10 protein-coding genes are annotated in these 13,527 nt (G+C 58.7%); 7 read left to right on the top strand and 3 right to left on the bottom strand.

Going from position 1 to position 13,527, the window contains the following annotated elements:
• Nucleotides 1–74: 74 nt before the first annotated feature.
• Nucleotides 75–2,678, bottom strand: coding sequence for a helix-turn-helix transcriptional regulator (locus tag JFU37_RS30335; RefSeq protein ID WP_242485870.1), 2,604 nt, complete (start codon nucleotides 2,676–2,678; stop codon nucleotides 75–77).
• Between the two features lie 244 nt (nucleotides 2,679–2,922).
• Nucleotides 2,923–3,681: a glucose 1-dehydrogenase gene (locus JFU37_RS30340; RefSeq protein ID WP_201120901.1), complete on the bottom strand. Its 759-nt coding sequence runs from the start codon at nucleotides 3,679–3,681 to the stop codon at nucleotides 2,923–2,925.
• A 229-nt stretch (nucleotides 3,682–3,910) separates the two neighbouring features.
• On the opposite strand from JFU37_RS30340, the gene JFU37_RS30345 reads away from it, so the two are divergent.
• From JFU37_RS30345 to JFU37_RS30355, 3 genes are all read left to right on the top strand, one after another.
• Nucleotides 3,911–5,098 carry a thiolase C-terminal domain-containing protein gene (locus JFU37_RS30345; RefSeq protein ID WP_201120902.1) on the top strand — a complete coding sequence of 396 codons (1,188 nt, stop codon included), beginning with the start codon at nucleotides 3,911–3,913 and terminating at the stop codon, nucleotides 5,096–5,098.
• A 91-nt stretch (nucleotides 5,099–5,189) separates the two neighbouring features.
• Nucleotides 5,190–5,444: a hypothetical protein gene (locus JFU37_RS30350; protein WP_201120903.1), complete on the top strand. Its 255-nt coding sequence runs from the start codon at nucleotides 5,190–5,192 to the stop codon at nucleotides 5,442–5,444.
• Nucleotides 5,445–5,520: 76 nt separating this feature from the next.
• Entirely contained in the window at nucleotides 5,521–6,384 is an 864-nt protein-coding gene (locus tag JFU37_RS30355; RefSeq protein ID WP_201120904.1) for an MBL fold metallo-hydrolase, read from the top strand.
• 178 nt (nucleotides 6,385–6,562) lie between these two features.
• On the opposite strand, the gene JFU37_RS30360 is transcribed toward JFU37_RS30355, so the two are convergent.
• Entirely contained in the window at nucleotides 6,563–7,717 is a 1,155-nt protein-coding gene (locus tag JFU37_RS30360; RefSeq protein WP_201120905.1) for an AraC family transcriptional regulator, read from the bottom strand.
• 96 nt (nucleotides 7,718–7,813) lie between these two features.
• On the opposite strand from JFU37_RS30360, the gene JFU37_RS30365 reads away from it, so the two are divergent.
• The 4 genes from JFU37_RS30365 to JFU37_RS30380 all read left to right on the top strand — a co-directional run bounded on the left by JFU37_RS30365 (nucleotide 7,814) and on the right by JFU37_RS30380 (nucleotide 13,421).
• Nucleotides 7,814–8,830 (top strand): AraC family transcriptional regulator, encoded by a 1,017-nt coding sequence (locus JFU37_RS30365; RefSeq protein WP_201120906.1) that lies wholly within the window; start codon nucleotides 7,814–7,816, stop codon nucleotides 8,828–8,830.
• Between the two features lie 117 nt (nucleotides 8,831–8,947).
• Complete coding sequence (locus JFU37_RS30370; RefSeq protein WP_201120907.1) at nucleotides 8,948–10,477, top strand: DUF1254 domain-containing protein; 1,530 nt, start codon at nucleotides 8,948–8,950, stop codon at nucleotides 10,475–10,477.
• A gap of 33 nt (nucleotides 10,478–10,510) precedes the next feature.
• Nucleotides 10,511–12,004 carry a DUF1254 domain-containing protein gene (locus JFU37_RS30375; RefSeq protein WP_201120908.1) on the top strand — a complete coding sequence of 498 codons (1,494 nt, stop codon included), beginning with the start codon at nucleotides 10,511–10,513 and terminating at the stop codon, nucleotides 12,002–12,004.
• Between the two features lie 142 nt (nucleotides 12,005–12,146).
• Entirely contained in the window at nucleotides 12,147–13,421 is a 1,275-nt protein-coding gene (locus JFU37_RS30380) for an acyl-CoA dehydrogenase family protein (protein ID WP_201120909.1), read from the top strand.
• Nucleotides 13,422–13,527 lie beyond the last annotated feature (106 nt).

Consider the following 13,527-nt stretch of genomic DNA (forward strand, 5'->3'; position numbering starts at 1 on the left):
ATCCGGGCAAGTGGATGGTTCGGAGAAGTAGTCAGGTATTCAGGACTGGATCAGGCAACCCGGACGCGTCTCGCTCAACCGGACGCTTCGAGAATGCCCAGCATGTAGGCGCGATCCACCACATGTTTGCGGGTGCCTGCATGAAATTTGCCGTATAGGTTTTTCAGATGCCACTTTACGGTTTCATCACCGACATCCAGTGCAAGGGCTATCTGTTTGTTTGTCAGGTTGCGTGCCAGCAACTGCAACACCTCCCGCTCTTTCGCCGTTAGCAGTCGACTCGGCGAAACGCCTGTAGCGAAGGGTTCCTGGCGTCGAACCGGAACGGGCGGGATGATTTCCTGCGCAAGCCCCTGGGCATCCTTGTGATGGACCTTCTTCGCCCACATGACGAGATCGGGATGGGTGTCCTGCAGAATACGCTGTAGGCCGTAGGTGTCGGCCAGACTGATCGCTTCGAGCAGACAGGGCAGTCCATCCCCGCCTGAGTCTTTGAGCGCCAATGCCTTGAGCAACTGGACCTGAACGATTTCGCGACCACGCTGCAAGCGCTCGGCGAGTTCGTTTGCCACGGCGAGCACGCGCAACATGGCCTGCCAGTCGCGCTGGGCGAAATAAACGTAAGCGTTGCTCAACCCGACCAGCAACGCCAGTTCCTGTCCCAGTAGACCGCGCTGTTGACGAGCGACATCTGGCACCAGCGCATCCAGCCGTCTCCAGAGTGCCAGGCAAGAATCGCTTCGGCCGTGCAACGCATGCAGGCGAATTTGCTCACCCAGTGCCACCATGCAGAAACGTGCGATGCCCCTCTCTTCGCCGAGCGCGAACAATGCCGTCAACAAGTCGTGGCCGCGATGTGGCTGCCCCTGCAAGGTAGCCAGACGTGCCGCCGTGAGAAATCCCATCGCAATCGCATCCGGCGACGCCAACCGCTCGACAACATCCAGCCGATTGGCGAGTACCGTCGTGGCCTCCTGAATCTCACCTCGCTCCAGAAGCACAGTGGCCAGTCCACAGGCGAGCATCACCGCCACCGAACTGCGCCGGCCGATATCCTTTTCCGCGCGCAGCAAGCTCTTGCGAAAAGCGGCCTCGGCCGGAGGCATACGTCCTTCGCTCAAGTAGGTCATGCCCACGACCCACTCACCATAACCGCGAATTCCATCGAGTCCCGGAGTCCACGTATAGTGTGGTGCGCGCTGAAAGATGCGCCGGGCTTTTTCTGGTTGCCCCTGGAACAGCGTTATGCGGGCGACCAGGTTGGCGACGATAGCTTGCAGCTTGATCGAACCGGAGGACAATTTGTCCATCCAGGGGGCGAGCAACGCCATTGATTCGTCTGGCTGGTCGGCAAAGTAGGCGGCGGCTGCTGCTATCGCCGCCGCTTCGCAGCGGGTTTCATCATCCGCAGTCGGGGCCTGCTCAATGCAGGCGATCAACCTCGCTGCCTCGACATGCCGCTCGCTCATCGCCAGGGCCCAGGCGGCCGCAAGGCACAGACGCGGACGCGACTCCACCTCCTCCGCAGGCAACTCTTCGACCCACTCCAACACTCGGCTGAACTGACCGCGCAGCATGACCTCATAGAGACACTGTTCGATCATCAAATATCCTTGAATAGCCTGCCCGGCCAGCAAGTATTGCCGCGCCGCCTCCTCAAAAAAGGCGTTCGCCTCCAGCCAGTTTGCTGCCCGCTCATGGAGGGCCTGCCGTTGCGCCTGCGGGAGGTCACGAAAACGGCTCTGCAAAAACTCCCGGGCCAAGGGATGGAAACGTACCCAGTCGCTGTCGACCCCTTCGGCGAAGATCGGCGTCGAGGCGCATAACTCATGCAGCACTTCCCCTGCCCGCTCACTGCCGGTAAGCGCGGTACAGAGTGAAGGATGAATCACTTCCAGAAGGGAGAGGCAGGTAATGAAGTCGACCTGTTCTGCAGACAGGCGGGTGACCAGTTTATCGACGAAATAACCCTGGATATCACCGGAACAAGCTGAGAGATCCTCGATGGCGGTTTCCAGATTGGCACTCTTCTCGATGGCCGCAATCGCCAGTTGCAACCCGAGTGGCCAGCCTTCAGAGATTTCATGCAGGCGCAGGCAGAGATCGGCGTCGATGCGTTCGCCGAAGCGATTGCTGAGTAGCGCAATAGTCTCTTCGGCACGAAATCTCAAGGCATCTTCCGCAACGCGGACATATTGTCCTCGGGCCACAAGGTCAGCGGTGTTAATACTCAGGCGACGACGCGAAGACATGACAATACGCAAATTGGCCGGGGCGTTGTGCAGCAGGTACGTCAGACAGTGGCGGACCGTCGACTCGGGCAGTGCGTCTACCTCGTCAAGGATCATCACAGTTTCGCCGGCGAGGTCGGCCACTTCCGCCAGCCAGTCGGTGAGTCCTTCCAGCTCGTCGCGACCATGGCCGGAAGATTTATCGCTGGCACTTGCAAAGGACTGCCGGCCGCTGCCCAGAGCCATGGCTGCCCATAGCCCAAGGGTAAAACGGCTGCCATCGTCACGCGTATCCAGGGTCAGCCATGCGACCATTGCTCCGCGCGACAAAAACTCCCGTCGCCATTGCGCCAACAGCATCGTCTTGCCGAAGCCGGCCGGCCCTTGCACGCTGATCGCCAACTTGTCCGCCAGTTCGGAGCAATCAATACTCAGTCGATCGCGCAACTGCCCTCCTCTCTGGCTGCGCGGAGGGGTTGTCTTGAGCACCAGTTCAGGCTCTATGCGATCCACGTTGGCGATCCCTCTCTGCAATCCCGTGCACGGTATGAAAGAGACCGGACATTGATGTTTTTGTGCCATCAACGCCCTACTCTGCTGCTTGTTCTAGGGTAACGACCTTGCGTATAGACGATAGCCCCGTAACGGCTGGCGCGGCCTCATTTTCTTCAGTTTGCCAGCGGCTTCCCATTCAATCCGGCAACGCAAAGCCTGCGGTCAGTCCGCCGTCCACGGTGTGGCACGAACCATTGATATAGGAAGCCTTGTCTGAGGCCAGCCATGTCACCAGGTTGGCGACATCCTCTGGAGTGCCCGCACGGCCACCTTGGGGAATCATAGCCTCCAGCATGGCCTGCTCGTTCTTGCTGAGGTTGTCTTCGGTCATGGCGGTGCGGATATAACCGGGAGCGATGGCAACACTACGAATGTTCTGCCGTCCATGCTCTAGCGCGCAGGCCTTGGTCAGCCCGATCACACCATGTTTGGCCGCCGTGTAGTGCGGCAGTGTCGCCATACCCACCAGACCATCCACCGACGCTGTGTTGATGATAACGCCACCGCCGTTGGCTAGCATGGCCGGAATCGCCGCCCTGGCGCAGAAGAAGACGCCGTTCAGATTGATATCAATGACACGGCGCCACTCGGTCACGGAGACGTCGGCCGTCCGGCCACGAATCCCGCAGATGCCGGCATTGCTGAACAATACATCTACACGCCCAAATTTGCTGACTGCAATGTCGACCATGGCCTGACAGGCCGCTTCATCGGCGACATTGGTGGTAATGGCGATCGCATTGTCGCCAATCACTTCAAGGGTCTCCTGCAACCCTTCTTCATAGATGTCAGCCAGCACCACGCTCGCACCCAGGCGCGCAAACTGGATGGCAGAAGCACGACCAATGCCATTGGCAGCGCCCGTTACGATGACAACCTTTCCGGTAAATTCCACGGTAAATCTCCTCACTCATGCCCGACGGGCTTTCTTGTTCACCGTCAAACTATCCCGCCCCCCGCCCCTGGGCTTGTCCTTGCAAGCACAAGTCTTGTCCCAAGCAATACGGACGCCGCACAAGGCCGATTTATCCCTGCATGCCTGACTTGTTATCAGGTTGCTCCCCTGCCAATTACAAACGGCAAGCATTGTGGATACTGGCCGTCACCTTGATGAGGGAGTCGCTATGAGTACCGATATTGTTATCGCCGGAGTAGGCATGGTGCCTTTCCGAAAACCGGGTCAATCGCAAAGCTACGATGTCATGGGCGAACAAGCCACTCGTGCGGCGCTCAAAGATGCCGGCATCGACTATGCACTGATCGAGCAAGCGTTTTGTGGCTATGTCTACGGGGATAGCTGCGCGGGACAGACCGCGCTCTATCGGGTGGACATCAGCGGCATCCCGATTTTCAACGTTAACAATAACTGCGCCAGTGGCTCTTCGGCTTTTGCCCTGGCGGTCCAGGCTGTTCGGGGACAGCAGGTCGAATGCGCACTGGCGCTTGGCTTCGAACAGATGCCCGCAGGTGCGATCGACATGGTCTTCCCTGATAAGGTCAGCCCGCTGACGCGCCACTCGCAAGTAATCGCCGGACTCATGAATCTGAGCGACGAAGAACGCGATACACCACCGGCGGTCTGCATGTTCGGTGCTCAGGTCGACGCCATGCTGGAAATGGGCGTGACCGAAAAGACCTTGGCCGAGGTCTGCGTCAAATCACGCAAGCACGCTGCCAACAATGAAAACGCCATCTTTCGTACGCCGTTGACGGTCGAAGAAATCCTGGCCACGAAGCCTATCTTTCGCGGGCTGCGGAAAAACTTCGCCTGCCCACCGAGCTGTGGCGCCGCCGCGGTGATTGTCTGCACACCGGAATTTGCCCGCGCCCATGGCATCCGCGCTGACGTGCGCCTTGCAGGTCAGGGCTGGTGCAGCGACCAGCGTAGTTATTTCGAAGGCAGCGTCATGGATGTCATGTTCCAGGCACTGAGCCGTGATGCGGCCAACAAGGCCTATGAAGACGCCGGCATCGGTCCGACGGATGTCGACGTCATCGAGTTGCACGACTGTTTTGCCAGTAATGAATTAGCCACTTACGTCGCCCTGGGCCTGTGCAAGCAGGAAGAGTTGAACGATTTTGTCGCTTCCGGGCGTGGCACCTATGGCGGCCAATGGGTGATCAACCCGTCAGGCGGCCTGCTGGCGAAGGGGCACCCGTTGGGGGCTACCGGGTTGGCCCAATTGACAGAGCTGACCTGGCAGCTACGCGGCCAGGCTGGAGCTAGACAGGTCCCGGGGGCAAGGGTCGCGTTGCAGCACAACGGCGGACTGGGCAGCGCGGGTTTCGTGCACATTCTCAAGAAATATTGAAGCCCGGGTTGAGTGGCAGATACGCAGGCGATGAGCATCACGTGGTCTCTGCCGACCGGTCGAATCCTGGTAATTAGAGGAACTCATTTTGATGGCACTGCTGAAACTACTGTGCATCGGCGTCTATGTTCTCGGCGTCACAAGTGCCGTGGGCTTGCTGCCCGCTGCGTGGTCATTCTGGAAAACCATTGCAGCCGTACTGCTGCTTGCGCATCTGCTCGAGATCATCGTCATGTTCAAGTACGTCAAGCGCTACCGGGGATCGCTGGGTGCAAGTCTGGTCCTGACGCTGCTCTTTGGCTTTCTGCACTGGAAACCTTTGATGCAAGTGAAACAGCGCCCGTGAAAATCAGGCGAGTTCATCTTCCGATGAGATTGCGCAGTTTCAATGTCATCGGTATGAGTTCGAAGAGGTACGCTTTGTGAGTCGCACTATTTCCACGCTGGACGGCAAACGACGCAAGCTCGACGGAGGCGTGATGTTCGGCAGCACTCCGCGTGAGTCGTGGGCTAGCTGGGCCACGCCCGATCACGACAACCGGGTGGAATTTGCCTCTCGCGGGTTATTGGTTCAGCAGGACGGGCGCAATATCCTCGTGCTGGCCGGTGCCGATGCCTTGCTAGCTCCGGCGCCACGCACCTGTCGTTGTCAACCGGGAAGCCCTGGCCTGTTGGATGGCCTGGGTCAGTATGGCCTGAAGGAGCACGACATCCATGTGGTGATGCTGACCCATCTGCACGCTCAATTGCCGGCCGACCTCAGCGCGATGATCAAAGAAGGCGATACGCCTCGCTTGCTGTTTCCCGCAGCGCGCTACATCACCAGCAAGCGCCACTGGACCCGGGCGCGGCAGCCCCATCCGCGCGACCGAGCGCTGTTCGTGCCGCAGATATTGCTGCAACTGGAAAGCAGCGGTCGGTTGGAGCTGATCGAAGGCCCCGACTGCGAACTGCTCGGCGATGGCTGGCGCTTCCATGTCAGCGATGGCCACACCCCAGGGCAACTATTGCCGGAGATCGACATGCCAGGCGGCCCGGTAATATTTGCCGGTGACCTGGTGCCGGGGCGGCAATGGCTGCAACTGAATGTGACCAGCGCCTACGACCGCAACCCCGAGTCCCTGATCGACGAGAAAGAAAGCTTACTGGACTACCTGGTGGCCAGCGGTGGTCGGTTGATTCTGCCGCGAGACCCCGAGGTCGCGATGGTCAGCGTCATGCGTGACCGGCAATCGCGTTACGTGCCATTCGACTCGTATCAGGTGCTCAATGGTTTTGACACTTGATCCCGATTCTTGTAGCAACTGCCGAGCCTGCGAGGCTGTGTTCGACTGCGAAGCGGTCGTTAAATCAGGCTGCGAGTTATTTCAGGTAAATCGTGTATGCAGGATTTGCGAGGACTTCGCCCTCGAACGCAGCCTCGCAGGCTCGGCAGCTGCTACCTCTACGCCATTGAGACTAAGATCAGCGCTCCAGCCCAAGGCTCTGACGATATTGGCTCGGTGCCATGCCGGTCCATCGCTTGAAGGCACGGGTGAAATTGCTGACTTCGGAAAAACCCAGGGAAAAGGCAGCCTCCGTCACCGAAACCGAACTGCGCGACATGAACGCGAGCGCATTGGTGCGCCGTGTATGGTCGAGGATTTCCTGAAAACTGGTATCCCTGGCAGCGAGCTTCAATTGCAAACCACGGGTACTGATGTGCAGCCGCTCAGCCACTCGATCCTTGTTCAGCGCACGCGAGGATAATTCACTGCTGACAATGGCCCGGACGCGATTGACGATATCGCCCCGTTCAATGCGCTGAAGGTACTCCATCACTGTGCGGTCATGGCTCAATGCAAGCTCCTCATTGGCCCCCGGGAGCCGTTTGTCCACCAGGTCCAGATCCATTGTCATCACGATCTCGGGCCGGTCGAATTCGACGTCGCATTGGAAATAGCTGGAAAAAACCTGAGCCATGTTCTCAGAGGCAGGTCGGATCAACTCGAGTTCGCTCAAACGGAATCGATTGCCGGAGATGGTCCGAAGAAGCGTAAAGATCAAAGCGATGTAGGCATCGTGAGTTTCATGGCACACCTGCGCCCCGGGTACGATTGAAGTAATGAGCCGGAAAGTATTGTTTCGTTCTTCTACGCGGATGTTGGCATTCTGCGAAATGACACGGTAGAGCGAACTCAACCGTTGCGCGAAGTCCCGTATCGAAATGCTGGCCAGCAGTGCAAAGCCCATCGCATGCAAGTTGGCGGGACGCAAGGTTTCTCCGGCACGCAGGCCAAAACAAGGATCTTTAGTGGCATGGACGGCCGCGGCATACAGCTTCGCGATCGTTTGATTATCAATGCGCAGCATCGGATCGGTGGTCGCAGGCAGCATCACGCCGCAGGAGCGAAAGACCTGATCGGCGCTAGCACCTTGGTTTTCGAGCGCTTCGGCAATCGCAATGGCATAGGCACCAATGATCGATGAACCACGGCTTTGAGTGTCCGGCGCAAAGCCATCTTTCAGCGTCCGCTGCGCGTCAATGACATCGCTGCATTCATTGCTTCTCGTCACGGTAAAAACCTCTGATTGTTCACGTCGGCAACGAGCGTTATCGCCTCGACTGACGCGGTCCATTTTAGGCACCTACGCTGGTGGAAATTTTGTTAATGCACGCCAATCATTTGTGATTGAATGCCGTTTCAGGCAGCCACGTAATCAAGGAGAAGTGGTATGACGCCGTATATGCGCGGCTGGGTGGTGCAGGGTTTGGCACAACTGATCGAGGATCTCGGTGGCGATGTAGCACGTTACGAGGAACGCTTCCAATTGCCGCTGCGAGGTCCTGATCAAAGCGATATGAAGATCCCCGGCTCACCGTTGATCCACTTGATGGAGGCATGCGCCGAGGACCTGGAATGCCCGGATTTCGGCATTCGCCTCGCTTCCGTGCAAGGACGCGCGCCGCTCGGCCCGGTCATGCTGGTATTGACCCAGTGCGCAACAGTGGGCGAAGCCATCGGGGCTGCTGCGCGGTTCATCAACATGTTGAACCCGGCCGTGGAACTGCAATGCCAGAATATTCCCGGTGGGTTGCGCATGAGCTACCAGCTCAAAGTGCCCAGAGTGGGTATCGCGCGCCAGTTCGAACAATGGTGCCTTGCGGCCGGCGTCATCATTCTGCAAATCCTGGCGGGCGCAAAAGCACGGCCACGGGCGACGTTTTTCACCCATCCGCCCTTGCTGTCGAAGGACTTCTATTCCAGCACATTCGGTTGTCCGGTGCAGTTTTCGCAAGCAGCGTTTGGGCTCGATTTCTCTGCAATTGATACAGCGCGCCCGATGGATGGCAACGACCCAGAAATGAAGGCGCTGGTCACCGACTATCTGGAGCGAATTGCAGACGCCTCCGGGCTCGACCTCGAACACCAGCTAGACGCGCTGATCCGTAAACTTCTGCCGACCGGCCGCTGCACGCTCGAGACCCTCGCCAGTCATTACTTCGTCAGCGTTCGTACCCTGCAGCGGCGTCTGGAGGATCAAGGGCTGGCATTCGAGAAGCAGGTGGACGATATCCGCCGCGAACGTGCGGCCCAGTACCTCAGCGATCCGATGCTGCGTATCTCACAGGTGGCGTTATTGCTCGGGTATGCCGAACAAAGCTCGTTATCACACGCGTTCAAGCGCTGGTATGGGATGTCGCCCAGTGCCTGGCGCCGAGCCCATTCGTCCCCGCTCCCGGAGGGATGACATCCAATCACAAATGTTTGTCGTGCATTAACAAACCATTGATGCGGTTCATTTCCCAAAATAGGGCAGCCAAAATCGGCTGGATGACTTCGTCCGCATCAATGGAGAACAAGAAGAATGACATTGCCCCCAACGAGCCGTGCAGGAAGAGCAGGACGCAGACTTGAATCGTCCCTCTTCATCGTGCTCGGTTTACTCGTGGCTTCGACGGCAGTTGCCCAGACCTACAAGACCGACATCCCGCCTTCGATCGTGACACCCGACACGCTCGAGACACGGCTCGGAACCCTGCGCTTCACCGACGGTTTCCCGGATGAGGCGACCGTGCAGAAGGTCTACGACAACCTCGACTTCCAGCGTGGCATGCAGGCGTTCCTCACGACAATTCCTGCGGCGTCGCAGGCGGCGATGCGCCGAGCCATCCGGACGCTCGGTCCAGACAATGGAACGGTGTTCATCGCCGAGACGCTGCTGGACTCCAGATCGCTGTTCCTGACGGGCAACAGCGAGAACGTCTACGCGTCGGGCTGGATCGATTTGAAGAACGGGCCGGTCGTGATCGAAAGCCCGCCCAATACCCTCGGCGTTATCGATGATTTCTGGTACCGCTACGTCACAGACCTCGGCAATGCCGGGCCCGACAAGGGCCAGGGCGGCAAGTACCTGTTGCTCCCTCCGGACTACGAGGGGGAAGTGCCACAGGGTTACCACGTATTCAAATCCCGCACCTTCAACAACTGGTTCATCAGCCGTGGCTTCCTGGTAAACGGTGACACGAAACCTGCGGTCGATGGCTTCAAGAAACAGTTGCGCATCTATCCGCTGGCCCAGGCCGCCAATCCACCAGCGACGACCTTCGTCAACCTCTCCGGCAAAACAATCAACACCATCCACTCGATGGACTTCTCGTTCTTCGAAGAGGTCAATGAAGTGGTGCAAGAGGAACCGAACGCAGCGCAAGATCCTGAGACGCTCGGATTGCTCGCGGCCATCGGCATCGAGAAAGGCAAGCCATTCGCGCCCGACGCGCGGATGAAGAAGATCCTCACCGAAGCAGCAGCGGTCGGCAGCGCCACGGCACGGGCGAACGCCTATAAAGCCCGATCGCCGGATGCGTATTTCTATCCGAACAGCGCGTGGCGCAAGCTTTTCTCCGGCGCTGACTATCAATTCCAGCACGACGGCATCCGCCAGCTCGACGCGCGCTCCTTCTACTTCTTCTATGCCACCGTCAATACGCCCGCGCTGGTGAAGAAGATGGTCGGCGTCGGCTCGCAATACGCGGCGGCATTCGTCGATGCCAACGGTCAGCCACTCGACGGGGCCAAGAACTACCGGCTGCACCTGCCGCCGAATATCCCGGCGAAGAATTTCTGGTCAGTCGTGCTCTATGACAATCAGACGCGCTCGATGCTGCAGACCGATCAGCAGTTCCCGAGTATCGGCAGCCAGAGGAAAGGCATCGTGTTCAACGATGACACTTCGGTAGACCTGTACTTCGGGCCCAAGCCTCCGCCCGGCAAAGACAGCAACTGGGTGCAAACCCTCCCCGGCAAAGGCTGGAACACCCTCTTCCGCCTCTATGGTCCGCTCGATGCCTGGTTCGACAAGACCTGGCAACCGGGTGAAATCGAAGAGATCAAGTGACCCCTTGGCGCGGACAATGTAAGGAATAAATTGATGAAGATCAGACTTTCGACCCTGGTGCTGCTCGGTGCTTCCACGGTTTCGTCGGCATTCGCACAGAGCTACAAAACAGATATTCCATCTTCGATCGTGACACCCAATAGCCTCGAGACGCGGCTCGGCACCCTCAAATTCACCGACGGCTTCCCGGACGATGCGACGGTGCAGAAGGTCTACGACAACCTCGACTTCCAGCGCGGCGTGCAGGCCTTCCTCACAGCCATGCCGGCGGCTTCGCTGTCAGCGATACGCAAGGGCATCTCCGAGTTCGGACCGGCCAACCAGACCGTTGCGCTGTTCGAAAACCTGATGGACGCCAGGTCGCTGTTCCTGACCGGCAACAGCGAGAACATTTACGGATGGGCCTGGATCGACCTCAAGGACGGTCCAATCGTCATCGAAAGCGCACCTAATTCACTGAGCATCGTCGACGATTTCTGGTTCCGTTACGTCGGCGACCTCGGCAACGCCGGGCCCGACAAGGGCAAGGGTGGCAAGTACTTGGTGCTACCGCCAGGGTACGAAGGCCCCGTGCCGGACGGTTACTTCGTGTTGAAGTCACCGACCTTCAACAACGTGTTCATCACCCGAGGGTTTCAGGTCGATGGCGACCCGAAACCTGGCGTCGAGAACATCAAGCAGCACTTGCGTATCTATCCGCTGGCGCAGGCCGCCAACCCGCCGACGACGACCTTCGTCAATGTCTCCGGCAAGTCGTTCAACACCACCCACGCCCTGGACATCACCTACTTCGACGAGGTCAACGAAGTGGTGCAGGAAGAACCGAGCGCTGCGATGGACCCGGAAACGCTCGGCCTGTTGGCCTCCATTGGCATCGAGAAAGGCAAGCCGTTCGCACCGGACGAGCGGATGAAAAAAATCCTCACCGAGTCCGCAGCCGTCGGCAGCGCCACGGCACGCACCCTTACCTTCCGCATGCGCAACAAGGATTCCTATTTCTATCCGGACAGTGCCTGGGGTACGCCTTTCATCGGCGGCAGCCATCGTTTCGAGCATGACGGCATCCGCCTGCTCGACGCACGCACGTATTTCTACTTCTACGCCACCGGCAACACACCGGCGATGACCGCCAAAATGGTGGGGGTCGGATCGCAATACGCGACGGCATTCGTCGACGCCAACAAGCAGCCCTTCGATGGAGCAAAGACCTACCGGCTGCATCTGCCGCCCAATATTCCGGCGAAGAACTTCTGGTCGGTCGTGCTTTACGACAATCAGACGCGCTCGATGCTGCAGACCGACCAGCAGTTTCCGAGTATTGGCAGCCAGAGGAAAGGCATCGTCATGAACCCCGACACCTCGGTGGACCTGTACTTCGGCCCCAAAGCGCCGCCCGGCAAGGAAAGCAACTGGGTACAAACCACGCCGGGCAAAGGCTGGAACACGCTGCTGCGTCTGTATGGCCCGCTTGAGCCGTGGTTCAACAAGACCTGGCGGCCGGGCGAGATCGAGGAAGTGAAGCCGTAACCCCATCGTACCGACTCGGCCTATCGAGCCCCCTCAAATGAGGGTCGCAGGGACAAGCGCTGTGCCCGTTTCGATAAGTCGGAGTTTTCGTTACGGATTACTCTCAATCAATCGGTTGGAACAATAACAAGAGGAATCGTCGATGTTTGATCTGGAGAGAATTGTCGAGCCTGTGCTGGGCCTTTGCGGTCTGGAAAGCGACTTGACGGAAGAAGAGCGGGCCATTCAGGAAGTGGCGCACAGCTTCGCCAAGAACGTCATGCGCCCGATCGGCGCTGAGCTGGACAAAATGACTGCCGAAGAAGTGGTCGCGCCGGGCTCTCCCCTGTTCGACTACATGCGTCAGGTGCACGAATCCGGGCTGCTCGATCTCGGCGCACTGGCGGCGATGGACAGTCAGCAGAAATCGCGCATCATGCCGATCATCTTTGAAGAACTTGGCTGGGGCGATTCGGGGCTGGCCATCGCCACGCTGGCGTCCTCGTTCCCGGCGTATGCGGCGCACAACTCCGGCAACCCGGAGATCATCGAGCGATTTGGCGCACTGCCTGGCTGCTGGCTCGCCACCCAGCCCGACCGTGGCAGCGATATCGTCGACATCGATGCCGACCTGGTCCAGCGTGGCAACAAGCAATCGCGCGGCAATCTTTACGCGCGGGTCGACGGCGATGAGGTCATCATTCAAGGCCAGTCCTCGGCATGGGTTTCGTATGCGCCGCTGGCCCAGACTGCACTGGCCTATATCCCTTGCGACTACGGCAATGGCCTGGAACATGAAAATGGCGCTGGGCTGAATCACATCGCCATCCTCATCCCACTCGACCTGCCGGGTGTTTCCAAGGGCAAGCCGCTGGAAAAACTGGGCCAGCGTGCCCTGCCCCAGGGTGAGATCTATTTCAATGAAGTCCGTGTGCCCCGCAAATATGCCCTCGCCGAGGGTGAAGCGGCCATCACCAGCTTCTTCGGTGCCTTGACGTTCGGCAACATGGAAATGGCGGCGACCTTCACCGGCGTGGCCCGCGCAGCCTTCGAGCATGCGCTGGCGTATGTACATGAGCGCAAACAAGGCGGCACACCGATCATCAACCATCAGAGCGTGCAGCTGCGGACCTTTGACTTGTGGCAGAAGGTCGAGCTCTCACGCGCTATTGCGCATCGCGTGTTCGCTTACAACTACAGCGAAAAAGGCCCTCACCTGCTGGCCTCGATCACCAGCAAGACTTATGTCACCGAGACTGCGTTCCAGGTGGCCAGCGAAGCGCTGCAATTGTTCGGTGGCAATGGCCTGACCAAGGAGTACCCGATCGAGAAGCTGATGCGCGACGCACGGGCATCGATGATCGAGGATGGCGAAACCAACGTTCTCAAGCTCAAGGGCATGCGCTGGCTGAGCCGCGCCTACCAACGCGCCAACTGATTCCCCCAACGACCCAATCCACCACATTTCCGGGCTGCCAGGTGCAGCCCGAGGATAACGCTGTGTCGAAAAAGCCAGTCGTTGTGGAAACCTGTTTAATGGAGTG

Origin of the sequence: Pseudomonas sp. TH41 (assembly GCF_016650695.1) — a bacterium.
In the GTDB taxonomy this organism is placed as follows: Bacteria; Pseudomonadota; Gammaproteobacteria; order Pseudomonadales; family Pseudomonadaceae; genus Aquipseudomonas.

Excerpts from the sequence above, each read along its gene's own strand:
- JFU37_RS30345 (WP_201120902.1), top strand. The coding sequence starts at position 3,911 with ATGAGTACCGATATTGTTATCGCCGGAGTAGGCATGGTGCCTTTCCGA.
- JFU37_RS30350 (WP_201120903.1), top strand. The coding sequence starts at position 5,190 with ATGGCACTGCTGAAACTACTGTGCATCGGCGTCTATGTTCTCGGCGTC.
- JFU37_RS30360 (WP_201120905.1), bottom strand. The coding sequence starts at position 7,717 with ATGGACCGCGTCAGTCGAGGCGATAACGCTCGTTGCCGACGTGAACAA.
- JFU37_RS30365 (WP_201120906.1), top strand. The coding sequence starts at position 7,814 with ATGACGCCGTATATGCGCGGCTGGGTGGTGCAGGGTTTGGCACAACTG.
- JFU37_RS30370 (WP_201120907.1), top strand. The coding sequence starts at position 8,948 with ATGACATTGCCCCCAACGAGCCGTGCAGGAAGAGCAGGACGCAGACTT.
- JFU37_RS30375 (WP_201120908.1), top strand. The coding sequence starts at position 10,511 with ATGAAGATCAGACTTTCGACCCTGGTGCTGCTCGGTGCTTCCACGGTT.
- JFU37_RS30380 (WP_201120909.1), top strand. The coding sequence starts at position 12,147 with ATGTTTGATCTGGAGAGAATTGTCGAGCCTGTGCTGGGCCTTTGCGGT.